24 protein-coding genes and 2 tRNA genes are annotated in these 25,477 nt (G+C 47.2%); 14 read left to right on the forward strand and 12 right to left on the reverse strand.

Annotation, left to right across the window (positions count from 1 at the left end; genetic code table 11):
* Window positions 1-74 precede the first annotated feature (74 nt).
* Window positions 75-1,496 carry a hypothetical protein gene (locus JGK39_RS14675; protein WP_293251001.1) on the reverse strand — a complete coding sequence of 474 codons (1,422 nt, stop codon included), beginning with the start codon at window positions 1,494-1,496 and terminating at the stop codon, window positions 75-77.
* A 656-nt stretch (window positions 1,497-2,152) separates the two neighbouring features.
* Here JGK39_RS14675 and hmpF point away from each other — a divergent pair.
* Complete coding sequence (gene hmpF, locus JGK39_RS14680) at window positions 2,153-3,958, forward strand: pilus motility taxis protein HmpF (protein WP_366048887.1); 1,806 nt, start codon at window positions 2,153-2,155, stop codon at window positions 3,956-3,958.
* A gap of 2 nt (window positions 3,959-3,960) precedes the next feature.
* On the opposite strand, the gene tilS is transcribed toward hmpF, so the two are convergent.
* The 5 genes from tilS to JGK39_RS14705 all read right to left on the reverse strand — a co-directional run bounded on the left by tilS (window position 3,961) and on the right by JGK39_RS14705 (window position 8,751).
* Window positions 3,961-5,007 (reverse strand): tRNA lysidine(34) synthetase TilS, encoded by a 1,047-nt coding sequence (gene tilS / locus JGK39_RS14685; protein ID WP_293251004.1) that lies wholly within the window; start codon window positions 5,005-5,007, stop codon window positions 3,961-3,963.
* Window positions 5,008-5,420: 413 nt separating this feature from the next.
* Entirely contained in the window at window positions 5,421-5,852 is a 432-nt protein-coding gene (locus JGK39_RS14690; protein WP_293251007.1) for a KGK domain-containing protein, read from the reverse strand.
* Between the two features lie 523 nt (window positions 5,853-6,375).
* A complete protein-coding gene (gene ccsB, locus JGK39_RS14695; RefSeq protein WP_293251010.1) occupies window positions 6,376-7,446 on the reverse strand; it encodes a c-type cytochrome biogenesis protein CcsB in 1,071 nt (356 codons plus the stop codon).
* Between the two features lie 36 nt (window positions 7,447-7,482).
* A complete protein-coding gene (locus tag JGK39_RS14700) occupies window positions 7,483-7,629 on the reverse strand; it encodes a hypothetical protein (protein ID WP_293251013.1) in 147 nt (48 codons plus the stop codon).
* A gap of 204 nt (window positions 7,630-7,833) precedes the next feature.
* On the reverse strand, window positions 7,834-8,751 hold the full coding sequence (locus JGK39_RS14705; RefSeq protein ID WP_293251016.1) for a Uma2 family endonuclease: 918 nt from the start codon (window positions 8,749-8,751) through the stop codon (window positions 7,834-7,836).
* A gap of 64 nt (window positions 8,752-8,815) precedes the next feature.
* On the opposite strand from JGK39_RS14705, the gene JGK39_RS14710 reads away from it, so the two are divergent.
* The 6 genes from JGK39_RS14710 (at window position 8,816) to mutT (ending at window position 12,890) form a co-directional block, all read left to right on the forward strand.
* On the forward strand, window positions 8,816-8,938 hold the full coding sequence (locus tag JGK39_RS14710; RefSeq protein WP_293251019.1) for a hypothetical protein: 123 nt from the start codon (window positions 8,816-8,818) through the stop codon (window positions 8,936-8,938).
* A 79-nt stretch (window positions 8,939-9,017) separates the two neighbouring features.
* A tRNA-Leu gene (locus JGK39_RS14715) sits at window positions 9,018-9,099 on the forward strand.
* A gap of 77 nt (window positions 9,100-9,176) precedes the next feature.
* Window positions 9,177-9,953 carry an RNA methyltransferase gene (locus JGK39_RS14720; RefSeq protein WP_293251022.1) on the forward strand — a complete coding sequence of 259 codons (777 nt, stop codon included), beginning with the start codon at window positions 9,177-9,179 and terminating at the stop codon, window positions 9,951-9,953.
* A gap of 767 nt (window positions 9,954-10,720) precedes the next feature.
* On the forward strand, window positions 10,721-11,680 hold the full coding sequence (locus tag JGK39_RS14725; RefSeq protein WP_293251025.1) for an RNA polymerase sigma factor, RpoD/SigA family: 960 nt from the start codon (window positions 10,721-10,723) through the stop codon (window positions 11,678-11,680).
* A gap of 223 nt (window positions 11,681-11,903) precedes the next feature.
* Window positions 11,904-12,245, forward strand: a complete 342-nt coding sequence (locus JGK39_RS14730; RefSeq protein WP_015174476.1) for a DUF760 domain-containing protein — start codon at window positions 11,904-11,906, stop codon at window positions 12,243-12,245.
* 240 nt (window positions 12,246-12,485) lie between these two features.
* Window positions 12,486-12,890, forward strand: coding sequence for an 8-oxo-dGTP diphosphatase MutT (mutT, locus tag JGK39_RS14735; RefSeq protein ID WP_293251031.1), 405 nt, complete (start codon window positions 12,486-12,488; stop codon window positions 12,888-12,890).
* Window positions 12,891-13,132: 242 nt separating this feature from the next.
* On the opposite strand, the gene JGK39_RS14740 is transcribed toward mutT, so the two are convergent.
* The gene (locus JGK39_RS14740; protein WP_293251034.1) at window positions 13,133-14,371 is read right to left on the reverse strand and encodes a histidine kinase; all 1,239 of its coding nucleotides are present in this window, start codon (window positions 14,369-14,371) and stop codon (window positions 13,133-13,135) included.
* Between the two features lie 88 nt (window positions 14,372-14,459).
* On the opposite strand from JGK39_RS14740, the gene JGK39_RS14745 reads away from it, so the two are divergent.
* From JGK39_RS14745 to JGK39_RS14755, 3 genes are all read left to right on the forward strand, one after another.
* Window positions 14,460-16,148, forward strand: a complete 1,689-nt coding sequence (locus JGK39_RS14745; RefSeq protein ID WP_293251037.1) for a DUF2079 domain-containing protein — start codon at window positions 14,460-14,462, stop codon at window positions 16,146-16,148.
* A 237-nt stretch (window positions 16,149-16,385) separates the two neighbouring features.
* A complete protein-coding gene (locus tag JGK39_RS14750; RefSeq protein WP_293251040.1) occupies window positions 16,386-17,573 on the forward strand; it encodes a glycosyltransferase family 4 protein in 1,188 nt (395 codons plus the stop codon).
* A gap of 175 nt (window positions 17,574-17,748) precedes the next feature.
* Window positions 17,749-18,993: an MFS transporter gene (locus JGK39_RS14755; protein ID WP_293251043.1), complete on the forward strand. Its 1,245-nt coding sequence runs from the start codon at window positions 17,749-17,751 to the stop codon at window positions 18,991-18,993.
* A gap of 198 nt (window positions 18,994-19,191) precedes the next feature.
* Here the strand turns inward: JGK39_RS14755 and JGK39_RS14760 are convergent.
* A tRNA-Arg gene (locus JGK39_RS14760) sits at window positions 19,192-19,265 on the reverse strand.
* A 78-nt stretch (window positions 19,266-19,343) separates the two neighbouring features.
* On the opposite strand from JGK39_RS14760, the gene moaC reads away from it, so the two are divergent.
* The 3 genes from moaC (at window position 19,344) to JGK39_RS14775 (ending at window position 20,574) form a co-directional block, all read left to right on the forward strand.
* Entirely contained in the window at window positions 19,344-19,865 is a 522-nt protein-coding gene (gene moaC, locus JGK39_RS14765; protein WP_293251046.1) for a cyclic pyranopterin monophosphate synthase MoaC, read from the forward strand.
* 87 nt (window positions 19,866-19,952) lie between these two features.
* Window positions 19,953-20,210 (forward strand): 2TM domain-containing protein, encoded by a 258-nt coding sequence (locus tag JGK39_RS14770; RefSeq protein WP_293251049.1) that lies wholly within the window; start codon window positions 19,953-19,955, stop codon window positions 20,208-20,210.
* A gap of 61 nt (window positions 20,211-20,271) precedes the next feature.
* Window positions 20,272-20,574: a DUF3181 family protein gene (locus tag JGK39_RS14775; RefSeq protein ID WP_293251052.1), complete on the forward strand. Its 303-nt coding sequence runs from the start codon at window positions 20,272-20,274 to the stop codon at window positions 20,572-20,574.
* 51 nt (window positions 20,575-20,625) lie between these two features.
* Here JGK39_RS14775 and JGK39_RS14780 read toward each other — a convergent pair whose 3' ends face one another.
* The 4 genes from JGK39_RS14780 to murJ form a co-directional block, all read right to left on the reverse strand.
* Entirely contained in the window at window positions 20,626-20,967 is a 342-nt protein-coding gene (locus JGK39_RS14780) for a transposase (RefSeq protein ID WP_293251055.1), read from the reverse strand.
* A gap of 155 nt (window positions 20,968-21,122) precedes the next feature.
* On the reverse strand, window positions 21,123-21,317 hold the full coding sequence (locus tag JGK39_RS14785; RefSeq protein ID WP_293251058.1) for a transposase: 195 nt from the start codon (window positions 21,315-21,317) through the stop codon (window positions 21,123-21,125).
* 10 nt (window positions 21,318-21,327) lie between these two features.
* Entirely contained in the window at window positions 21,328-21,600 is a 273-nt protein-coding gene (locus tag JGK39_RS14790; RefSeq protein WP_293251061.1) for a transposase, read from the reverse strand.
* A 682-nt stretch (window positions 21,601-22,282) separates the two neighbouring features.
* Window positions 22,283-23,896 (reverse strand): murein biosynthesis integral membrane protein MurJ, encoded by a 1,614-nt coding sequence (gene murJ / locus JGK39_RS14795; RefSeq protein ID WP_293251064.1) that lies wholly within the window; start codon window positions 23,894-23,896, stop codon window positions 22,283-22,285.
* Between the two features lie 458 nt (window positions 23,897-24,354).
* Here murJ and JGK39_RS14800 point away from each other — a divergent pair, with 458 nt between their 5' ends.
* The gene (locus JGK39_RS14800; RefSeq protein WP_293251067.1) at window positions 24,355-25,410 is read left to right on the forward strand and encodes a S49 family peptidase; all 1,056 of its coding nucleotides are present in this window, start codon (window positions 24,355-24,357) and stop codon (window positions 25,408-25,410) included.
* Window positions 25,411-25,477: the final 67 nt, after the last annotated feature.

Raw genomic sequence — 25,477 nt, forward strand, 5'->3', positions numbered from 1 at the left:
GCGGTATAAGTTTGAAACATTCTTTCTTAGCGCTTTACGCTTCCTCAGTATCGAGGTTGACCAAGAAACGACCGTTAGAAACACGCTTGATAATCACAACGACGTGATATCATAGCGGAACGTTTGATTTTTTTATTCAGTTTGTTCCACTCGCTCCAAACGTGCTTTTCTGAATTCACTTCAGAATAGGCGGTTAAGGAGCAAGGTATTTTTTCACTTAACTTGCTTGCCCTACGAGCAATTACCAGTGCAGCCGCTTCGTCACTAGCTAAGCCATACATTCTCAGGTATTTCACCAAGCTGATAATGCTTGAATAAGCTGGATTGACCGTTGTCAACTCAATCCCACGATTCGACAAAATAGAACTGAGTTGTTTATAAAACTCACTATACGCCCAACCCGACAACATTCGAGCATACTTTCTACCTTTCTCTCCCAGCGATTGCTTTTTTGTTGAGAAATCAAGTTCTTCACAAACCACAGGACATTCAAATTCTGTGGCTTTTGCAGCTAGTTGCAGACAAGCATCAACAATTTGAGCCTGTTGCTTGCCGGAGGGTAAACCTATCTGCAATGGGATCTGCCCTTTGGCTTTGAGATTCCCTTCAGAATCGACATACACCCACCCAATAGAACCGGGATTTATGTCGATACCAATGCAACCGTACATTCTCTCTCTCGAAACCTGCTTCGCGGGATTTGGGGTAAACTGCACGGCAGTAACCCACTTTCCATTCTTGCGATAGAAATGCCAGGTTTTAGCACCGCATTCTGGCAGTCTGTTGATGTTGCGGCTGAAATCACCAACAAGAGAGGACACAGTTTTTCCAAATCGTGACTCTAAGCATTTGGGGACTCTAAAAGTTATTTTATCCCCATTCCACTGGCAGACTTGATTGCCAAAAGACTCATCCTTAGAGCCGACAACAAAAATATCCCTCATCGGGATGAAGACTTTGACTGGCGAAAGCCTTAAATGTTCTACTCTGTTAATTAACCCAGTCAGTTTACGCTTTTTGTTGTGAATTTGAAAGCGCAAATTCTGCCAGTTTGTGGATTTATATTGAAGTGAGCAGGCTAGGGGAAAATTGCAACCTGTTTTTGATTTCTGCCATTTTTTCTTGGCATAGAACTTACGAGCTAATACCAACTTGCGTTCGGCTTTCTTGAGCCACGCACCAATAGATTTAATTTTTCCTTCAAGAGCTTTTAGATGTAAAATCCTGTGTTCTTTAGCACCATCTACACGACCCTTGGCAGAACTGATTACACCATTGGCGTGGCGCTTATTGATGCCGTAGGTTTGCTGTAAATGCGTGTTCCAATCTGATTTCTTGAACTCTGTGCCTAAAAGTAAGTGGTCAACTGTTTCAATGCTTGCAGCCCTAAAAATTGGGGCGTAAGCTTCTAAGAACATCTCGAAATCTGTAAATCCTAGTTCGTTGAGTTCGTGTACTGGTGTGGGCAAGCCTTTGCAATAAGTTAGGGTAGCCATTGATTCGACCTCTCAATGTGTTTATCTCTTCGTATGTTAACAGCTTTAAAGCTCTGCTAACTCGCCAATACTCATCAATCTATCCATTGGCTTACCGAGAATCTAACTACTAAATCCTGGGTAAATCTAGGTAAATTGTTAACAGTCATCACCCCGGCATTGGTGCGTGGGGTTTATGACACACACAATTGTCTGGGCTTTTCGATCGTCGTCCAACGCTGGCAGGGACGACTGGTTCAAGTCTTCGACCGCCAAAATTTTGACGTTTACCTTGCGCTGTGCGTCCTTGCGGTTGGGTTCTGTCTTAAAGCATTGACCTTTTTGCTCAAGAGTAGATCTCGATGACAGGCTCGCGTGATTCCACTATTCTAAGGCAGTGCGGTTCAAATCCCTAGTCCGCCTGCGGAGAAGACGCGGTTTGGGCAATTAAAGGACGAGATGGCGATCGACCCTCACCGAAAGCCTGATACAATCAATGAAAGTTTTTGACTGACTGATCTTTTTCGGCTTTGGGCTATGGCAGTCCCCCCAGTTTTGCTAGTCTTGAATCAAGCGGCATTGATACTGCTCTCCCATTGGTTCAGAAAGCAGGCGGCGGCAGTGCTTTCTAGACGCAGTGCGAGAGAAGCAGTGCTGTCGGCGAGTGCTGAAGACAGTTGGAAAAGGATGCTATTCCCGATCGGGCAAACGACACCAAAGAGAGGACTATTAGTGTGCTGTATCTAGCAGAAGTACAAAAACAGAGAAGCGGCTTTGGTCTCGGTGGCGGTAAGGCTGAACTGAAACTGCTAGCTTGTCAGCGGGGCGAACACAACTGGAGCGCCGTACCAGGCGATGACTCGATCCCAGTTGAGGAAGCTAATAAGTTTAACGACGGCACGCTGGTGCTGGTGGAGTTGAGCGCTAACAAGCAAGTGCAGCGGATTCAGGAGGCTGCCCGCCAGTTGGTGAGCATTCTGCAAAATTTCTCCCGCTTGCAGGACAAGTTTAAGGATAAGGAAGAGGAAATTGAGCAGTGGAAGGCTTCTCTGACGTTTTCGAGTCAGGAACTCAATCGCCGGGAAATGGAAATGCAAGCCCGCGAAGAGCAGTTGGCTCAAATGGAGGAGGAGTTGGAGCGCCTGGAGGCTCAACGCTCGGAAATTGAAAATACTCGGGATGAAGCTAACCGACTGCGAGAAGAGGTCGATCGCAGCCGCACGGAAATGGAGACGGCTTGGGAACAGTTGCGGGGCGAACAGCAGCAGGTTGCCCAGCAGCAGTCTCAGGCTTCTCAGGGGGCGGTGGTTGACGAGGAACAGGCACGGAGGATTCAGGAGTTGATGAACAAGCTGGGAGGAGCAATTTCTGCAGCCCTTGGAGTTCGGGAACAACTCAATCAGTCTTTTGGTGTTGTGGGCGCTCAGCAGGCAATTCTGGATTTGCACTGGCAACAGTTGGAGCAAAAACGCACAAACGCTCAGCAACAGCAGGAAGAGGTCGATCGACTTGGGCAGAGCCTCCAAAGCCGCTGGCAGGAGTGGTATCAATCCCAAGATGCTTTGGCCGGGGCTCGGGCCCAACTCAAAGGGCAGCAATGTACCCTCAGCGCTAAGCAGGAACAGGCTCAGTCTATGTCTGTGCAGGTGAAGGCTGTTGAGAATATGTACCAGCAAATCTCCGGGTTGGCGTCTGGTTCGGGTGCTGGGGCTGTGGAGCAGGTAGTAGATGTGTCTGCTCTGGAGCAGATGCCGGTTGAGGAATTACAGGGGCTGGTGCAACACCTGCAAGAGGATTTGGAAAAGGTGTTCCGGTTTGTTAACGATCAAGAGGAGGAGTTGACTCTCCAGCGGGAAACAATCGAGGAGTTGCAAGCCAAAATTCAAGCGGCTTCCGAGTACGATCGCATGGCTTTGGAAAATGAAATGGCCGATGAACTCGAAAGTTATCAGATGTTGAATGAAACTTTGGTGGGACAGCGCCTCCGCTTGCAGGAACGGGAAAATGTTTTGAAGCAGCATCAGGCGGTGCTGTGGCGTCGCTTGGGTACTGCTAATCCTCAAAAAACAGAGCCCGGAGATATTGATTTGGGGCCGATCGTCTCACAGCTCAATACTCAACGCCAGCAGCAAAGCCAAGAATTGCAACGGCTGGAAACGGAAATTCAGCAGGTGCGGGATTCCATATCTCAAATTGAGGGAAATGTCAACCGTCAAAATGGGGAAAGTGAAGCGAAACGCAATGAACTTAAGCAGTTAGAGCAGAATTTGTTCAACCAGAAAGGTGCTGTGGCGGAACTCTGGGGCCGGGTGAATGTTTATCAAGAAATGTTGCAACCGGTGCAGGACAATTTGAGCGGGCTGCGCCAAAAGCTGGAAGCGGTGGGGGGAGAACTCGATCGCGTGCAGCAGACTGGAGAGCAGCAAGATCGGGTTGTTTCGGATCTGCGCCAAGCTCTTTCGAGTTTTCTGCCAAACGCCTAAAGTTAAAGATCGATCGCGATCCAAGGGTTTTCAACTCGGGCGATCGCTCCTCCAGGAAATGGATCGGTTTGCGATCGGTTGGGCGCTGCGATTAAGCTGGTGAGTTTTTCTACGCTGTCAAAACTGGGTGCACAGGGCAATATTTGCTGCAATACCTGCCGCATTGCCCGCCGTTGCAATGCTAGGGGTGCTGCTCGCAAAATTGGGCGATTTAACTTGACGGGGAGTTGAATTTTCACCTGCGGGTTGTCTGCAATTGGAGAGATGGCTCGCTGTAGCAATGCACTGGCTGCAATCTCGATATATTCGACATCGGCGCGCAGGAGTTCGGCTGTTTGGGCGAGGGCTGTCGATGCTCTTGGGTTGAAATGAGTTTCTAAATAAGGCAATAATTGCGATCGAATTCGGTTGCGGGCATATTGCAAGTCTTGATTGGTAGAATCTTCCCAAATTGGTAGCTTTTGCTCTTGACAAAATTGACCTGTTTGCGATCGGGTTATTTCGAGCAAAGGACGAACTAAGTATATTGTCGATTGTGGATTTTCCTCAGAATCCCCCAATCGCAAATCGGCAACGGGGCGCGTCCAAGTCAGGGCGGAAAGTCCGTCGGCGCCGCTACCGCGAATTAGGTTGTAGAGGAGTGTTTCCGCGCGATCGCTGGCTGTGTGGCCTGTCACAATGTAGGGGTAGTTGCGGGCGATCGCAACTTCGGTTAAAGCTTGATACCGCCACTGTCTGGCCGCTGCTTCGGTTTTAGGGATGTCCGGTGCCGTTTGCAAATAGTAGGATATTCCGAAATTTTTAGCTAAATTTTCTACATGATTTGCATTCTTTTGGGAATCAGAACGCCAGCAGTGATCGCAGTGAGCAATGGCTAGATTCCACCCCCATTTGGGCTGCAAATCGAGCAGTAATTTGAGCGTGCACAGAGAATCTTGCCCGCCGGATACTGCTACTAACAATCGCTGATTTGAGGGCAAAATTTGTCGTTGCAGCAGTGTCCGGTGCAGTTGAGCGTGGAGGTGCGTCCAATTGGCAGATTCAGGCATTACAGTTCATAGTTGTCAGTTGACAGTTGACAGTTGACAGTTGACAGTTGATACCAAATCCAGGTTTCCGATACCCTTGATGAACCAGTCGGCCTTACTGCCGACTTTGTTTGTATAGCAGCGGTTTCAACCGCCGAATGATAACGGGGATATCTAACCCCGATTTGGTATGACAAGTAGTCGTAGGGTGTGTCGCCAGAGAGCGTACCCAACAAAAGACAGAAAATCTTACAGCGACGCACCACCGACAATATTTGAGCAGACAAACTCAACTAAGAATGTTGCAGCAAGGATTTTTTAAATTGGTATCAGTTGTCAGTTGTATGAAGGATGCAATCATAAACTCCTCAACTCAAAACTCTGAACTTAAAATTTAAAAATCTTCCTCCTTTTCCTATCCCGTAAGTAGCAGCTTAGCTCCACATTCCTCGACTGTGGGGATTGCTGTCTGGATACCTAGAAACCGGAAAATCATTACTGATTTCTGTTGAATCGCTGACATCTAATGGCTCATTTGTATCAATTTGCTCAGACTCTGAGCTATCTTCGGCGTTGTTTTGAGCGGTGTCTGATTCTTCCGGGGCGGCGGGAAGGGCTTTTTGTTCTTTGACTTCAGGTTCGATCGGAACGAACTCCAGGCGCAATCTAACTTTTCCTTGTGTCCAGCCTTTTCCTGAACTTAAAAGCTCGCAATCCATCCCGTCTGACAATAATCTTTCTTCTAGCAATCTTGAATTCAGAATGGTCATATATTCGTTGACTTTGAACGTACATTGATACATCAAAGTGCTGGTAGGAGCCGACAAAACATCGTCTTCTTTGAGGAATATTTGTGAATCGTCCATATCAATTGTCATTTTAATGAAGGAAGAGGGAAGTTCGGCAACGGATTCTGTAACGGATGTAACGGATGTAACGAATTTCAGTCCGAGGTTCTAGGGAAGAAGTCCGAGGGAAGAAGGAAGAAAGAAAAGGGTTCTTCCTTCGGCTGCACTCAAGACAAGTCGGCTTCGCTCAGGGTGAAAAGAGGGAAGAGGGAAGAGGGAGTAAAACTTTACAGTCTCAGTAGTTTAGGAAAGTGGGCATTGCCTTATGTGTCAACTTAATATCAAATGTAGTAACGGTCTAAGGTACGTAGTTGGGCTTTAGCCTCCTTTATGCGTATAAAGAAAGAGGGCTGAAGCCCAACTACTTACCTAATGTCTCACCTTGCCTAGCCATTAAGAAGGAGGGACAGGAATGGATACAAATGATTCTAGGCTTAAATTGACACGTTTTGGTGAAAATAGCTGCCTACAACTCGAGATTATATTAATCCCTATTCGGTAATTTATTCCGTTTCTCTGGGACTGATTTGTGGCTCACAAATTAGAAAAACCAACCGTAGGAATGTAAACCTTTGCCTAACAGATTGACGCCTAGATAGCAAATCCAAACTACTACAAAACCTGTACCAGCTAAAATTGCTGGGCGTCTTCCCTGCCAGCCGCGAGTGATGCGGGCGTGCAGGTAGGCTGCAAATACTAACCAAGTAATCAGTGCCCAAGTTTCTTTCGGATCCCAACTCCAGTAAGAGCCCCAAGCTTCGTTCGCCCAAACGGCACCGGCAATAATCCCAACTGTGAGTAAGGGAAATCCTAAACCGATGATGCGATAGCTAATGTTATCAAGAGTTTCTGCTAGATTCAAGCGCTGGGGCGAGAGAAGTTCTGCGGTTTGAGTTGGGGCGGTTGATGCGGTTTGAATTGTTGCTGATTCTAGGACTGCGGTGGCGCCAAAACCGTTATTGTTGGAGTTGAAAGATGGTTCGCTGAAAGCTAAGGCGCTGTCGGCTAATGTTTCTAGGGTTTGAGGTTCGGGGTTTTGAGCGCGTTGCAGGCGGTAGTTGCCGTTGCGGTTGCCGTTGGTGCCGAAGGAACTACCTGTGAGTTCGATTTTTTGGCCGCGGGTGACGATTAAAAATGCGATCGCCAGCAATGCTCCTACCATTAAAGTTGAGTAACTGAGCATCATGACGCTAACGTGCATCATCAGCCAGTTGGATTTGAGGGCTGGTACTAGGGGCTCTGCCGATTGCATGGTGTCGGGCAGAGTCAGGGCTGCAAAGGCGGATATTGCCATTGCTACGGGGGATGTGGCTGCTCCGACTAGGCGGGAGCGGCTCATGTTTTCCGCGACTAGGTGGATGGCGGTGATTCCCCAAACTAGGAAAAATAGGGATTCGTAAAGGTTGCTTAAGGGGAAGTAGCCGGCTTCTATCCACCTAGAACCGAGTAAGGCGGCGATGGAGAGGTTGGCGACGGCCATTCCTGCGCTTCCCAAGGCTGATAGGTAGGGAATGCCGGGGAATGCTGTACCCACCCAGTAAATGAGCATTGTTGCGAACAAGATGGCGAAGGAGATGTTGTCCAGCCAGTTCTGGAGTACGACCAGATCCATATAATTTACTCCGGTAGTGTTTTTACTTATTTTTTGCTAACTAGATCGATCGTACTGGGATTGGGCAGTTTTGGGTTTGGGATTTTGAATTTTTGTGGCAATTATGAGTTTTTGGCGGTGGTTGAGGTCGGTGTCCCGGCGCGGCGGGCCCATCCACGCACATTCTGCACCCGCAGGTGGCACCTAGGGAATTGATTGCAATCAGATATCTTGAAAACCCCTGAGAGAACCGAGAGAAAGCGAGTAAAAATCAGCAATTAGCAGTAAGTGAGCCACCTATGACTCCACAATATTTAACAATTTCGACGCCCGCTAATATCTCAAATCACAGCAAATTCAGAAACACTTAAAATTATAAACAGAGATGAGATTACTAACCTTGTAAGATTACGATTGATAAATTTGTCGGATTTCATCGAGGTTGTTGGCTGCGATCGTATCAGAGGCGATCGCCTGCAAAACACCCACATCAGAAATTGCCGAAATTTCATCAAGCAGCACCAATCCTTCCTCTCCAAACTTCAGTTTCAAACCGAGTTCGATCATCTGGATAAATGCTCGTTTAGTCCGCGCTTGTTCCTCAAGTAACTGAGCATCTTTTTGAGATAACTCAGCATCTTTTTGAGATAGCTGAGCATCTTTTTGAGATAACTGAGCATCTTTTTGAGATAACTGAGCATTTTTTTGTGCTGCCAGTTCGCCGCCTGTAGGAATAGGAGCGCCGCTAGGATAGCACCAGCGCAACCAAGTACCAGTGACCTTTTCAAATTCACCTTCCCACAGAGTGAGTCCCAAACCGACTTCGGGAAACCAAGCATCAGTTTTGGGCCCGTAGGATTGATTCTGCAATTCAAAGACTCGCAGCGTGCTACCTCTCAACTCGCGTAGCGGATCGTAAACGACATAATACGGAATTCGCATTCTAGCGTAGTCTATTAAATTGCTGCCCAATTCATTGCCCGGAGTTGGGGAAACAATTTCGATCGCAATTTCAGGAGGTTTGCCAAATTCCCAAAATAAATACGATCGCACTTGTCTTTCCCACCAATCCTCAGCACCAGTAATATTCATACTGAGAAAAACATCCGGCGCGATTCCAGGTTGACGTATGCTGCTGAACAAACCAACATTTGCCGCCGCAATAAAGGGAACGGTAATCCCCGTATCGCCACCGCTATATAAAACCGTTGTCAGCAATCGCTGCTGTTTTTCGTTGATGAAGCTGTCCAAAGGAGTATCGTCTTCTAAAACTAAGTTGCTAATATCTGGCAACTGACTCGGATCGAGAATTAATGGCTCAGACATAGGTAGCCGAGGTGAGAACTATCTGCCAAAACAATTTTAACATAATCGGCATGGGGCATGGGGCATGGGGCATGGGGCATGGGGCATCTTCGCCTTTATAGAATTGGGAAGAAGGAAGGAGGAACAAAATCTTCCTTCTTCCTTTGCTAGCGGATTTGATATTACTCCCAGTCCAGAAGCCGAATAAAAATTTAATTGCAAAATTAATTGCAAAAAACACTTGACAGACTCGCAAACATAGTGTAATGTAGTAATTTGTGACCGATGCGGAACTGGCGGAATTGGTAGACGCGCATGATTCAGGTTCATGTGGTGCAAGCCTTCCGGGTTCAAGTCCCGGGTTCCGCATTCCCAAGGCAGAAAAAAGTTTGGGGTTAACCCGATACAGGCAATTAACCCCATTCGCTCTGCTGAATTAAACAACAATGCTCACAAGTATTCAAAACCCCTTAGTTAAAGAAATCCGCAGGCTGCACAGCTCTAAGGGACGCAGGGAACAACAGTTATTTTTACTCGAAGGTACGCATTTGCTGGAAGAAGCAAGCGCGGCAAAATACCCCCTAGCAACGGTTTGCTGCACTCCCGAATGGCTGGATCGGCACGGGAAATTGTGGGAGCAAATTGTTGGTTTAGCCGATCGCACAGAATTAGTCAGTGCAAAAGTATTAGAGTCGATCGCCACCACAGTCCAACCCGACGGCATTATCGCCACCGCACCGCGCACCGCAACACAACCGGCAGAAATCTCAACGTTAGGAATAGCCCTAGAAACAATCCAAGATCCCGGCAACTTAGGGGCGATCGTCCGCACGGCTGCGGCTGCTAATGCCGACGGCTTGCTGCTGAGCTCAGACAGCGCCGATTTAGACCATCCAAAGGTGCTGCGCGCCTCAGCAGGAGCTTGGTTTAAGCTGCCAATGGCAGTCACTCCAGATTTAAACGCCGAAGTCTCCGGGTATAAAAATCGGGGAATGCAAATTTTAGCAACCGTCGCCGGCGCCAGTTTAACCTATTGGGAAGTTGATTTGCGAGTGCCGACTCTGATCGTTTTGGGCAACGAAGGATCTGGGTTGTCGCCAGAATTGAGAAGTTTAGCCGATCGACAAATCCAGATCCCCCTAGGCCGCGGTGTAGAATCTCTCAATGTGTCGATCGCCTCCGCCCTCATCTTGTACGAAGCGGGGCGACAAAGAAGTCATTAGTCATCAGTCATCAGTCACCAGTCATTATCTGTTGGGGCGGGTGCATCAATATCTATAACTTCAAATTCAGGGTATTGAAAAGCTGTTGGGTATTTAAATTGTATTTTTTAATTGCGTTGTGGGAAAGCATCTGAGAGCATCTCCCCTCTCCCCAAGGCGTGTCAACTTAAGGCTGAAACCCTTGATAAATCTCGCTTAGAGCCGAGTCTAGATCCCCCTAAATCCCCCGTATAGTCGGGGGACTTTGAGTTGTGCCAGTCCCCCCCTTCCTAAGGGGGCCTAGGGGGGATCAGGGCTTAATCGTCAAACAGCCGTCTGTGACGACGTTTGACCTGGTTGTTGACACCAATGCCATCTCCCCCTCTCCCCCTCTCCCCCTCTCCCCCTCTCCTCATCCCCCCATCCCCCCATCTCCCCATCTCCCCCTCTGAGATTTACCCGATTTTGTTTAATATGATGCAACTGCAAAGCTAGGAAAGCGGGTACTCTCGTAGCAACAGTCCACGCTTCCATGAAATAAATGTAAAGAAATATAGCCAACTGCTCTCAGAAATGTTAAGATTCTTAACATAAGTAGCATTTTGCACGCCCAAGCAAAACCTAACCTGAGAGGGTGCTGACTGGGAGTAGCAGCTAGCTACCATAAAATTAAGCCTCTTTAAATGGAAGCAAAGCGCAAGTCCCCGCCCGCTTTCCTTCCTAGCTAAAGCTAGAGGTTTGCTATCCGACAAACCTTTAGAGGCACAGATCCTCAGCGGGAAAAGCTCATGAAAACTCTTAAGTCCTCAGATACAGATTCTGTTCGCGCTTACTTGCGGGAAATCGGTCGCGTTCCGCTGTTGACCCACGAGCAAGAAATACTCTACGGGAAACAGGTACAGCGCTCAGCCGCACTGCATCAGGAGAAAAATATTTTAGCCGAAGAGTTAGGCCGCAACCCGACGGCGGCTGAATGGGCACAGGCAGTCGGGCAGTCTGAGGAACAGTTGCAGCGGACGATCGACCAAGGCGAAAGGGCCAAGCGCCAAATGGTGGAAGCTAACCTCCGCCTGGTAGTGTCTGTTGCCAAAAAATATATCAAACGCAACGTAGATTTACTCGACCTCATTCAGGAAGGTACGATCGGGATGCAGCGCGGAGTAGAAAAATTTGACCCGACTAAGGGCTACAGATTTTCAACTTATGCTTATTGGTGGATCCGTCAGGCAATTACTCGGGCGATCGCCGAAAAAGGCCGCACCATCCGCTTACCGATCCACATTACCGAAAAACTCAACAAAATTAAAAAGGCTCAGCGCCAGCTAGCTCAACAGCTCGGCCGCTCGGCTACTGCTGCTGAATTGGCGTCAGAGTTAGACTTGACTCCCAAGCAAATTCGCGAATATCTCGATCGCGCGCGCCTGCCACTTTCACTGGACTTGCGCGTGGGAGACAATCAAGATACTGAGTTGGGCGATTTGTTGGAAGATACCGGTACTACCCCGGAAGATTTTGCCCTGCAAGCTTCCCTGCGGACTGACTTAGACCAACTGATGGCGGAACTGACTCAGCAACAGCGAGAAGTCCTGGCTTTGCGGTTCGGTTTAGAAGACGGCCAAACTTTAACTTTGGCAAAAATAGGCGATCGTCTCAACATCAGTCGGGAACGGGTGCGGCAAATTGAACGGGAAGCTTTGACCAAACTCCGCAAGCGCAAGCAAGATATCAACGATTATCTAGCCAGCTAGCACAATTGGGGATTGTGCGATCGGGACACACGCGATCGCCATTCCCCAATCTAAAATCGTAAAAACCGCCGCCTTTGATTCGGTTGTGCCCACTTGGTTGCTGCGACTGTCCTGCTACATTAGTAATTACTTGGTAATAAATATCAGCAGCGATCGGATAAGGGTTATTTAATTTAACCGCCCGCGTCTAAAATAACAAGCTGTCTCTGAAACGGAGGTACTCGTGAGCAACTCATCTAATAAATCCCCTGAATTCTTTGAAGAAGACGGAGAAAATACTAACTTATTATGGCAATACGTGCAGTCAATGGCTCCAGACACTGTTTCTCAGTTGTCTAAGCCTACTTCTCACGAAGTGTTTCAAGTAATGGAGCGAAATATTGTCGGGCTTTTAGGGAATTTACCTTCAGAACACTTCGGGGTGACAGTGACTACCAGTCGCGAACATTTGGGGAGATTGCTTGCCTCGGCTATGATTAGCGGCTATTTTCTCAAAAATGCCGAACAGCGAATGACTTTTGAAAAGTCCATCCAAGCTAGTGAGAGACACGGCTCTGATGATTAGTTGATTATTAACATTTAACTTGTACAAGTGTCAAGCCCCCTTCGCAAGATGGGGGCTTAAGATTTTAGATTTTAGATTTTGGATTTTAGATTAAATAATTGAATAATTATTGATATTATTCTTAAATTCCCAATTCGCAATTCGCAATTCGCAATTCCCAATTCGCAATTCCCAATTCGCAATTCCCAATTCCCAATTCCCAATTCCCAATTCCCAATTCCCAATTCCCAATTACCAAATATGTCTCTTACTCCTGTTGCCCACAAAGTTATCGGCGTTGCTGCAATCTGGAACGATCGCCAACAAATTTTGATTGACAAGCGCCGACAACACGGACTGCACGGCGGTTTTTGGGAGTTTCCGGGGGGTAAAATAGAGCCGGGGGAAACGATCGAAGCTTGCATACAACGGGAAATTATGGAGGAGTTGGGGATTGTTGTAGAAGTGGGCGATCGCCTGATTACAATTGACCACGACTACACTAAATTTACAGTGAGGCTTTACGTGCACCACTGCCGCTACATCAGCGGGGAACCGCAAACGATCGAATGCGATGAAATTCGCTGGGTGACACTCGACGAAATTGACCAGTTTACTTTTCCCAAAGCAAACGAACAGATTATCGCTGCCCTGCGTTCAAATTGAACTGTGATGTCAAATTCGGTTGCAACTATTAACCATCAACTGCCAAACGATTTTGGATTTTGGATTTTGGATTTTGGATTTTGAATTTTGGATTTTGGATTTTGGATTATCAACTGTCCCCGGGTAAACTGTCAACTCTTCCTTCTTCCTTATTCCTGAAATCCGTTACATCCGTTACATCCGTTACATCCCGTACACTGCTTCGTTGCCGAACTTCCTTCTTCCTTCGGGACAACTGTCAACTATTTTTGAATAGGCAAGGTAAAGTGAAAACAACTGCCTCGATCGGGTACGGAGTCTACCCAAATTTGACCGTAGTGGGCGCGGACGATCCCTTGACACAAAGACAGCCCAATGCCGTAACCGTCTTTTGATTTATCTCGCTGCAAGCGATAGCTGTCTTCAAAAATGCTCGCACAATCTTCTTCGGGAATTCCAGGGCCGCTATTGCAAATGCTGACTTGAACTTTGTAAGCGGTGCGGTGGAGAATAGAAAGATTAACAGTTCCTTGTTCTGGCGTGTACTTGCTGGCGTTGTCCAGCAGGTTGACCATGACTTGTTTGATGCGATCGGGATCGGCATAAACCAAGGGCAAATCTGCGGGAATGTCTGTTTCTAAATTCAGACTTTTAGCCTGAAATTTGTCGGCAAATTGCAGGATTACATCTTGACAAATTCCCCTCAGTTCGATTTTTTTGGGTTCAATGTGGAGTTGAGCGTTAGTACCCCGTGCTGCTTGCAGGATATCTGTAATCATGCGATCGACAATTCGGATTTGGCGGCGGGCTTGTTTCATCAAATGAGCCGCTAGAGTCGGTGTCAAACGGGACTTTTGCCCCTCCTTCACCTTCTGATTTGACTCCAAAGTTTCCAAAGCCAAAGATGCGGCTGTCAAGGGATTGCGTAAGTCGTGAGCCAGCATCGCAATAATCCGGTCTTTCAACTGCAACTGCTCTTGCAGGTGTTCTTTTTCCTGTTTGAGCCGAAAAACTTCATCCGCAAGCTGCACGAGTTCGGTGGCGCAAGCAACGGAATAGATGGGTTTTGGGTCTACCAGATTGGCAGCCAGAGCCTCCGCTGACTGCTGCTGAGCAGCGTATTCTTCTACAGAACGCTTCCAGCGGGGCCACGAGTGTTCGAGTTGGGCGATCAAATTGCTGCCGGCGAGAGTTTGTCTGGGCTCGGGATGAATTTTGAGCAGGGAGGGAGTGGCTACGAGTTTAAAGTGTTCGGCTAAATCCGGCTGTTCTCCTACGTCGATGACTTGAAGCTCAAATTCGCACTCTGCCTTCAAATCCTTTAGGTACTTGCGGATGTGTCTGGTCTGTTCCCTGGAAGAGGGACGCTTGTCTACGAACAGCAAAAGCTGTAAAAGCGGTGCGGAATTTGCCGCCTGTTCGGGAGAACAGTCGGTGTCGCCGGTGCCGGGTGTCGGATTGACGCTGTTGACTTTTTCGATCGGGTGAAAATAATTGACCATTGCCGAGCCGAGTTATTTCACTTCTACTTTAATTTAATACTTACTTTAGATTTATGCTATTGTCCGATGATTTCATTACGGCGGGCCAATGACATTTTTGAGATGGAAGAAAAATGAGTCGCTGCAGGTAGTGGTTAAAGTGGCGATCGCCTTTTTTGTGCTGTGCCTGCTGCTGACGCTGCACCGCTACTACAACTTCTACGCTACCTACGACCAAGGCATTTTCAATCAACTTTTTTGGAACGGCACTCGGGGTCACTTGTTTGAGAGTTCCCTGTCTTCGGCTTTGTCCACTAATGTCGTTCATGACAACCAGCTCCCGGAAGTATCCTACTATCGGTTGGGGCAGCATTTCACCCCGGCCCTAATGCTGTGGCTGCCAATTTACTCGCTGTTCCCCTCGCCAGTCACTTTGACGGTGTTGCAGGTGACTTTAATTACAGCGGCTGGTTTAGTTTTGTACGCTCTCGCCAGACACCATCTAGAACCGCGGTTGTCGGCGACAATTGTGGTGAGCTATTACGCAGCTAACGCGGTTATCGGCCCGACTATGGGCAATTTTCACGATGTTTGTCAAATTCCGCTTTATGTCTTCGGCTTGCTGCTGGCGATGGAGAAGCGCGCTTGGCCGCTGTTTGGGATTCTGGCAACTTTAATTTTGGCCGTGCGAGAAGATTCGGGAATTGTGTTGTTTGGCGTGGGGGCTTACATGATTTTGAGCCGGCGCTACCCTCGGACTGGTTTGGCTGTCTGCATTCTCAGTTTTGGTTACACGATCGCGCTAACTAATTTGATTATGCCTTTGTTTTCTGCTGATATCTCCCAGCGGTTTATGATGGAACGCTTCGGTCAATATGCCGATGGAGATGAAGCTTCGACGCTGGAAATTCTTTGGGGAATGGTTAGCAATCCGGGGCGGTTGCTGACTGAGCTATTTACGCCGTTTTTTGGTAAGATTAGATACCTACTCGGTCAGTGGTTGCCGCTAGCCTTGGTTCCTGCCGTAGCGCCCGCATCTTGGACGATCGCAGGTTTCCCGCTGCTGAAGCTATTTTCAGCTAAAGGAGAGTCGGTGTTGGCGATTAATATTCGCTATGCGATGACTGTAGTTCCTGGACTGTTTTACGGGGCAATCCTGTGGTGGGCTGCTCGTCAAAAGGAAGAAGATAAAATTAGGAGGGGAGAACAAACAATCTTGCGTTTTCCGAGTGCGATGTTTCCTTTCCCTTCGTCTTCAAAGTTTCGCCGCTTTTGGGCGTTTTGCATCTGCTTGTCGCTATTTTTTACCTTCACGTCTAACCCAAATCGGACTTTTTCGTTTATTTTGCCCGATGCGATCGATCCTTGGGTGCAGGTTCCTCTGATCAGACAGTGGCAGCACGTTTCTCAAGTGCGCCCGCTGTTGGCTCAAATTCCTGCTAATGCTAGCGTGGCTGCAACGAATACTATTGTGCCGATTTTGTCAAGCCGCCGCGAAATTCTCCGGTTTCCAATGTTTGAACTGCGGAATGATGCGGGAGAGGCCGTGAAGATGGAATATGTAATTGCCGATATGTGGCAGTTGCAGCAGTATCAAGCTGCGTTTAGGCGAGAACGGGGACAGTTGCGGGAAATCGTACCGGCGATCGATCGAATGTCCAAATCTGGAGAGTACGGGATTGTTGGCTTTGAAGACGGCGCGATTTTGATGCGGAAAGGTACTGCTTCCAATGCGGCACCGGCTGCGGCTTGGACTCGTTTTCGCCAGGAGTTGGCACCGATTTTGAAGCAAGGGTAATCGGGTACGCGCGATCTAAATTTTACAGTTTACAGTCAAGTTTGATGAATTCTTGTGGGGTGGGCGTCCCGCCCGCCCTAAAAATACAATGCAAGATGGCCGAGGGCTTATTATTGCTGTCAAATGTCAGCCCGAGGGCATAAATTGGCGATCTACCAACATTTTAGGGTGTGGATTATACAATAAATCTGTTAATCATAAACATTAAGATATATAAAAGCTGTGGAGGGAAGAAAGATGAAAATTTTGGTATTGGCATGGGAGTTTCCTCCCAGAATAGTAGGCGGTATCGCCCGCCACGTATCGGAACTGTATCCAGAATTGGTGAAGCTGGGCCACTCGATTCACTTAATTACAGTAGAGTTCGGCCACGCGCCGATGTACGAAGTGGTGGAAGGAATACACGTGCATCGGGTGGTGGTGGGACACGCGCGGGACTTTTTTCACTGGGTGGCGAACCTCAACCAAAGCATGGGGCACCAAGGCGGCAAACTAATGCTAGAAGAAGGCCCCTTTGATTTGATCCACGCTCACGATTGGTTGGTGGGAGATGCGGCGATCGCCCTCAAGCATACCTTTAAAGTACCGCTAATTGCCACCATCCACGCCACCGAATACGGGCGATTCAGCGGCCTCCACAATGACGGGCAGTGCTACATTAACGCCAAGGAAAACGACCTCGCTTACAACGCTTGGCGCGTCATTGTTTGCAGCGACTATATGCGGCGGGAAGCCGAACTGGTACTATCGACTCCGTGGAACAAAATAGAGGTAATTTATAACGGAATTAGACCGGAAAAAAAGCCGCGGAGGGACGAGTTTGACGCGATGGATTTCCGGCGCAAGTTTGCAGCAGACCACGAAAAAATAGTCTATTATGTAGGCAGAATTAGCTACGAAAAAGGCATTGCTGTATTTCTCAATGCGGCACCTCAAGTAATTAGGGAAATGGGGGGTAACGCCAAAATTGTTATTGTTGGTGGTGGCAATACAGACCATCTCAAAGTTATGGCTTGGAATTTAGGAATTTGGAATAAGTGTTATTTTACTGGCTTCATGTTTGAGGAACATCTCGACAAATTCCAGACGGTGGCTGACTGCGCGGTTTTCCCCAGTCTTTACGAACCTTTTGGGATTGTAGCATTAGAAAGCTTTGCTGCAAGAGTACCTGTGGTGGTCTCGAATGCGGGCGGCTTGCCGGAGGTAGTTCAGCATACGAAAACTGGTGTTGTTACTGAGGCAAACAATCGCGATTCTTTGGCCTGGGGGATTTTGGAGGTACTGAAAAATCCTGGTTACGGGCGGTGGCTGGTTGATAATGCTTATGAGGATTTGGAACGCCGATTTAGTTGGCCGAAGTTGGCGATGGAAACTGAGTGGGTTTATCAGCGGGTGGTGGAGGAAAGGGCAGAGGTTGATTGGTAAGAATGTTGACTGTTGACTGTTGACTGTTGACTGTTGACTGTTGACTGTTGACTGTTGACTGTGAGTCGAATATCAACTTTTTAGGTGGCAAATATTAAGGAATTGTAACACAATGATATAGATACACTCGACGTTAGCTTGAGTGGATTCGGAAGGTTTTACAGGAATTGGCATCTTGAATATTTTTAGGGACATCGAACCCCAACCCAAACGCAGCTTGGTGACTTTATTCACCGCAGGCTTGCTATTCTGGTGCAGTTTGGCTTCGCTGCTGCCAACTTTGCCTCTGTACGTTCAATCTGTGGGCGGTAGCAAGCAGCAAATTGGCTTTGTGATGGGTGCATTTGCGATCGGGCTTTTGCTATCGAGGCCGCAGTTGGGTAAAATAGCCGATCGCACGGGGCGAAAACAAGTTTTACTTATAGGAGTGTCAGTAGCTGCGATCGCCCCGATCGGCTACCTGTTAGCTCAATCTGTCCCATTACTGTTGTTTCTCCGGGCTTTTCACGGCATTAGCATCGCTGCTTTTACCACAGCTTACAGCGCTTTGGTAACAGATTTGTCGCCACCAGGAAAGCGGGGCGAATTAATCGGTTACATGAGTTTGGCCGCCCCTATCGGTTTGGCATTTGGCCCGGCGATGGGCGGATTTGTCCAAGCTGGGGTTGGTTATCCTGCTTTGTTTGCGATGTCGGCGGCTTTCGCAGCAATCGCTATATTTTTTACCAGCAAAATCGCGGAACCGAATTTTGCCGAGTTAACAAAGTCTGACTCGCTATCTGAGGACAAAAATAGCCAAAAATACTGGCAAATGCTGTGGAATCCCCGGGTGCGGATTCCGGCTTTGGTGCTATTGCTGGTTGGTTTGGTATTCGGAACTTTGAGCACTTTTATGCCTTTGTTTATCCAAGAAACTAAGGTTAATTTGAATCCGGGGTTGTTTTATTCTACGGCGGCTATCGCTAGTTTTAGTCTGCGGTTGGTGACGGGGCGGGCTTCGGACAAATACGGGCGCGGCTTGTTTATTTCTGGTGGCTTAATCTGTTACGCCCTATCTATGTTATTGTTGTATTCTGCTAAAAGTAGCGGTGCTTTTTTAATTGCGGCTTTGATTGAAGGTACGGCTGCCGGTACTGTTATGCCGATGATGGTGACGCTGATGTCGGACAGGTGCGAACCTCAAGAAAGAGGTCGTTTGTTTTCGATTTGTATTGGTGGGTTTGATTTGGGGATTGCGGTTGCTGGCCCGACTTTGGGCTTTGTTGCGGAACAAGTCGGCTACAGAAATATGTTTGGTTTGGCGGCTTCACTCGCTGGCTTGGCTTTGCTGATTTTTGTTACTTTGTCTAGCAAGAATTTGTCTCATTCGCTGAAATTTGCGATCGGGCGCGGCAAAGATGTTTATGCTTTGAATGAGTGATGATAACCTGTTTGTAGTAAGGACTTTAGTCCTTCTTAAATGAAACCAAAAGAGAGGACTGAAGTCCTTACTACGAACTTTAAGAGAGGACTGAAGTCCTTACTACTAACTTTAAGAGAGGACTGAAGTCCTTACTACTAACCTATATACAAAATAGAGGACTGAAGTCCTCACTACTAACCTATATAATTTTTTGGATGGGCTTGGAGGGATTCGAACCCCCGACCTCATGGTTCGTAGCCATGCACTCTATCCAACTAAGCTACAAGCCCCTGTCGAGTTCAGACTTAATCTAAAATTGATTAAGTTCTTTTCTCACAGAATCTAACAGTAACACCTTTACTAAAATAATGCAAGACCTTTCCGAAACTTTTTCTAAATTGCCCGATCGCGCGCAGCTAACTCACCTCGACAACAGCGGGGAAGCCCAGATGGTGGACATTTCAGCGAAAGTGGTAACTGTGCGACAAGCTGTGGCTGCAGGCCGGGTGCGGATGCTACCGGAGACGTTGGCGGCGATCGAAGCGGGGAATGCGCCGAAGGGTGATGTATTGGGCACTGCAAGGCTGGCTGGAATTATGGCGGCCAAGCAGACGGCGAATTTGATTCCTCTGTGTCACCCTCTGCCCATCAGCAGCGTGGAAGTGCAGTTGATTCCAGATGCGGAGTTGCCGGGGTATCAAATTCGGGCGACGGTGAAAATTAAGGGGGAAACTGGGGTGGAAATGGAGGCGATGACGGCGGTTTCGATCGCGGCCCTGACTCTGTACGATATGGCTAAGGCGTTGGAAAAGTCGATCGCCATTGAATCGATTCGCCTAGTCAGCAAAAGTGGCGGGAAATCGGGAGACTATGAAAATTTAGAGGCATAAAGTTCATGCCTTGGGGGGAGGCAGAATTCAAAAAGTAGCACTTATGATTAAAATAGGCACAGAACTACTAATATCAAGTGAAAAACTATGCCTCCTCGTTGGCCCCGCAAACCCGATCGCAAAGACCCAGAGTACCGTCAATTAGACGATCGCATGAATTTTGCGATCCACGTCGGTCTTTTTTCTGCTACCAATTCTGGTTTGTGGTTTCTTCAAAATTTGCAAAAGGCTGATTGGCCTTGGGCAGTTACAGTAACGGGTGTCTGGGCTCTAGTAGTTTTGGCCCACGCGATTTTCATTTTTGCGATCGCCGATTATTCGCCTCTGACTAAAGATTCGGGCTGATGGCAGTTGTCGGCGATTTGTTAACTGTGTTGATTGATAACAAATAACTTTCTTTTTTAATATGGCTAATACTACGCTGGCGATCGAATCCTTAGCCGCCCAAATCGGCGAAAATGTCTACATAGACATTGCCAAGTGGCATTTGTATCTCCGTGATGCTCACCTGCATACCGTTGTTGCCCAACAACTTTACCCGATGCTGGAAAATGGCAATTTAGATGCTGACAGAGTTAGACAAGTTTTGCAAGGAATTTCTGTTAAGTTGGGCGGCGGTAAGCGCGAAGTGCCCCTGGCTGATTTGATTCCGATGCAGTGTCAAGTTCAGTTGATGGATGTGCTTGAGGAATTTCAACGGGATATGTGATCTGATGTGCGATCGATCGTGCATAATTGTTGTAGATACTGTCTTGACCTGTCAAGGGGTAGCAAGCAAATAAGTTGGAACGAAAGGCTTTTGGGATTTTAAAATGCCAAAAGCCAAATGCACCAACTTCCTCATAAGCGCACCAATTACCTGCATTTTGACCTTACCTCGACCCAATAATCGCTCAGTCATGGCTTTGAGCAAAGGATTACAACGCATCGCCACCACCGCAGGCATATACAATGCCTTTCGCAATCTGACATTTCCCGTACAAGACAAACGAGTTTTGCCATGTACAGAAGTTCCTGAGCTACGCTCACAGGGAGTTAAACCAGCGTATGCTGCTAATTGACGAGCATTCTTGTAATCTTCAATCCGACCAACTTCAGCCAACTCTTGCAGCAGCCGTCTGTTCTCCCATACCTGGAATCGAAGTCAAAAGCTCACGCTGCTGTTTTAAATGTGGATGTCGATCAAAATGATCGCTAATCATTTTTTTGATTTCTGCTTGTTGTTCTTTGATGTATGACCAATGAGCTCTCCTAAGTTTAGCTACAGTTTCCGTAGCTGTTTCCTCTCCGATTCTCTTCCTGTTGATACATCTGAGTCAAAGATTCTAGTCGTCGCAGTAAAGCTTGTAATTCCTTGACTTCAAACGGGGTTGGCTTCCAAGATGAAGGTTTAATTGCCGCACAAAAACGAGCAATCAATGCTGCATCTACCGAGTCAGTTTTGGTAAGCAAAAGTTCGCTTTTAGCAAACCATGAAAATCCGAGCCGGATTAAGCACACTCACCTGGTAGCCTGCTTCATACAGAAATTCAGCTAGGGCATCCCCGTAAATGCTGGTGGCTGACCTACAGGCATGAACTTCTTCAACACCTTGTTTTTTGAGCCACTGATTTAAGCTCTCAAATCCTGCGGTATTATTCGTGAACTTTTTTGGTTTTGAGCCACGTTCTTCTTTCAGTAAAACGACATGAAAGTCGTTTTTACTGATATCTATGCCTAAAAATGTGGGTGTCATTGTTTGCTCCCTGCTCCCTGTTTGCATGAAAGAACATGACAGGCAATTTAACTAACCTTATAAATGCAGGCTGTCCCGTGAAAACGAGCGCCTAAGATACTGTCCAGTTTTTTTATGTGCGCCTGTCATCAGTCATGGGAGCTTATCTACGCAACAGACTTTTTTCGTCTAAGGGGCGGGCCAACTTCACCAATTTCTGATGTCCGATCACAACACTTTCTACTGTCATTTGTACCTTAAGCAAGAAACTTTAATGGTTTCTTTATCTTTACTCGTGTTACGATTCAGTTACAACCGTGTCTGCGGTTTGATTACAACCGTGTCTGCGGTTCTATAGCCTGCGGTCTACGGTTTGATCGCCTGACTCTTTTAAGATACAAGGGGCGGGTTCGCCGATATCTATGAAACCCACAAACAATCTGATAAACCCGCCCCATCCCAGCGATTATTTACTTGGGTGGGGGCGGGTTTATGAGATTATTCATTTTTACCATGAATGGTTGGCGAGGAGAGCCCCTACAGATTTGGGTGATTGTTATCAATTTATATTGATATTGTATCAATAAATTAACTGTAAATTATTATTGTTTGTTGGGTGGGGCGAGTTTAAGAGATTATTTGTTTTTGCCATGAATGCTTGGCGAGGAGAGCCCCTACGAATCAGATGGCAACAAAAACAATATTATTTCCCAAAACGGCCGCGAATGCGATCGACAAACATCTCAACTTCCGGCAACTTCATCTGATTGACAAACAGGGCAAAAACTGCCAATCCTGCCAAACTCGCCACACCCAACTGCACTAATTGAATGACCAAACCTTCTGTACCCAAAACTCTTTGACAAGCTTGCAGAGTAGCCAAAGACACGAAAGCAGTTAGAGAACTACCACAAGCTAACCCCAAAAAAGGCAAACTCCACTCTCCCCAAGGCAAGCCACCCAACTTTTTATCTAATAAGTACAAAAACATAATCGTCGAAACCAGATTCACTCCCACCGTCGCCAGAACTAATCCGGGCGCGCCGAAAGCTCCTACTAACAAATAATCCAGCAGTCCGTTCAAAAAGATATTGATAATACTGACCCTAAAAGGCGTTTCCCCATCTCCCAAAGCGTAAAACACCCGTACCAAAACGTCGCGGCCCAAATACACAAACATTCCAATACCGTAAGCCATCAATATCGGGGTGACAAACTGCGATGCTGACTGATTAAAAGCATAGCGTTCGTAAACAATGCGGACGATCGGCCCGGCAAGTGTTACCATTAAAGCGCTCAGCGGTAGCATTGTCAGCGCAGTCAAAATTAAAGCTTGACGAATTTTATCTTTTAATTCCGGCCAGTCTTCGGGTTCGGCAAGGCGAGAAAAAATTGGCAAAAATGGTACTAAAATTACATTAGAAATAATGCCTAAAGGAGTCATGACCAACAAGCCTGCATAACCCATGGCAGATGCAGCTTGAGGGATGTAGGATGCGAAGAATAAGTCGGTATAGACATTTATTTGCAGCATTCCCGAAGACAAGGTAGCAGGAACCATCACCTTAACTACTTCTTGCACTCCGGGGCGTTTAAAATTAAACCGCAAACGCAATTTTCCCAAGCCCGCGCGCCACTGCGCCGTCAGTTGCACCAACCACTGCAAAACTGCTCCCGCTAAAGTTCCCCAAGCTAATACTAAGCCGCCGATTAGTGCGTATTGCGGATCAGTTATTTTGTCTCCGAGTTGCAGTGCGAGAATTCCTAAACCGCCGACAAGTGCAACGCTGGAAAATAAAGGGCTGATAGATGGAAGCCAGTACATATCGGCGGCGTTGAGTGTGCCGAAACCAATGCCGATTAAGCCTGAAAGTAATGCCATCGGCGCCATAATCCGAAATTGTTGGACGGCTATTGCTTTGATTTCTAAACCTTCGGGTGTTCTGTTTAATCCCGGTGCTACTAAATCGATCGCCGGATCTGCAAAAATAATTAAAGCAATTGTTACCAGCAGCAATATGCCGCCAACTAAGGTGGTGATTGTCTCGACTAAGGGTGCAGCTTCTTTTTTGTCGCGACGGGATAAAACGCTGACGATCGCGCTGTGAAACGGCCCGTTAATGCCTCCGAGCAAAATAAATAGGAAACCGGGGATGACGTAGGCGTAGTTGTAGGCATCGACGGCGACACCGACTCCAAAGGCTGCGGCGATCGCAATTTGGCGTACCAATCCAAAGACTTTGCTAATCAGAGTGGCGACTGCGACAATGCCGGCAATCCCTGCTAGGGAACGAGAGGGCTTCTGGGTTTCAGACACAAATGGTTACTAACGCTAGTGCTAAAAGGCTTTGCTAAGTTTAATAGCAAATGTGGAAGATCGTAACATGAATTGTAATTGCTCAACTACCCCCCTCCCCTGAAACTGCCTCAAGCGAGATAGATTTTGGCTGTTTTGGTAGAGTTGCTTACCCAGCTATCGTCAACAGTTTATTGAATTATACCAAACGGTTTACTTGCAAGCCTTATCCGTCAAGAAAAGATGTCAAATGAGTTCTATAGGTCTTAAGACCTAGAAGGTATGTAGGATGAGTCGGTAGCCTCATGTTCTATCAATAAGCTAAAGCTACGATTGATTTATTGAAGGGTGCATCTCAGTTTTGTAATAAGCATTTTTAAAAGAGCGGACACTCTTGACGTACTACGAACCTTTTTTGAAGCGGGATAGCACTGTAAATGCAAAATATCGCCATTCTTTAATTGAAGGAGCAACACGGTATGAAACCCTTTTTGAAATATACGCTTGCGGGAGTGGTTGGATTACTAATCGGTCTTTCTTTCTTATCTTGCGGGCGGCAGACAGGCGGCATTCAAAGCGAGACAGAACTCACCTATAAGTTTATCTCCGGCGAAAAAGATAGCCAAAACCGACTCTTAGAAATTCAAATTAACGGCCCCATTCTCAATTCTTCCTCTGACGCATTTGGTTTTCCTGGAACGATCGCCTATGGCTATGAAATTGAACGATTATTAGAACGCGCCAGCAAAGATGATAAGATTAAAGGAGTCTTTTTACGATTGTCCACACCGGGCGGCACGATCGTTGGCTCAAACGCGGTTTTTGAAGCCTTAAAACGCTACCGCGAAACGACGAAAAAGCCTGTGGTGGCTTATATCGATGGATTATCAGCATCCGGCGGTGTAATGTCCATGGTTGGTGCTGATGTCGTCTATGCGGCACCGGGCAGTTTAATCGGTAGCATTGGTGTCGTCGGCGCACAGTTGATTTATTATGACACTCCCACTGCGATCGATAATGGCATTCTCGGTGGCGGAATCACCACGCGCAACGGCATTCAACAAACCATCATCTCGGCAGGGCGCAGTAAAGATATTGGCAATCCATTTCGCAAACCCACGGAAGAGGAATTGAGGGTGTTGCGCCAAGGAACGATCGCAGAATACAACAACTTCGTAGATCGAGTAGCACAAGCGCGCAAGATCGATCCAAAACTGATTCGAGACAAGATGGGCGCGCTGTTGTTTGATAATAAAACCGCCCAGCAATTTAAATTAATTGACGGTACGAAAAATCAGAAAGATGCGATCGCCGATTTGGCAAACCGCGCCAAAGTCGGCCAAAATTTCCAACTCATTCGCCCCCAACAACAAACAGATATTTTAGCGGGATTATTCGCCGCTCAAACTCCTCCTTCTCAAGAAGCCCTGCAAGCCACCGCACAACGCGATCTCTGCGCTGTTATAACCAGTCGCCAGCCAATGGTCTACTACGGTAATGTGAATCGCCTCTGCCCTCAAAAATTGGAACACTGACCCTATTAAATTGTTAGATCGCGCTCAATTTGCTGCAAAAAATTTTTCTCATCACATCACAAGACTC

The organism is Microcoleus sp. PH2017_12_PCY_D_A (assembly GCF_020738565.1).
In the GTDB taxonomy this organism is placed as follows: Bacteria; Cyanobacteriota; Cyanobacteriia; order Cyanobacteriales; family Microcoleaceae; genus Microcoleus.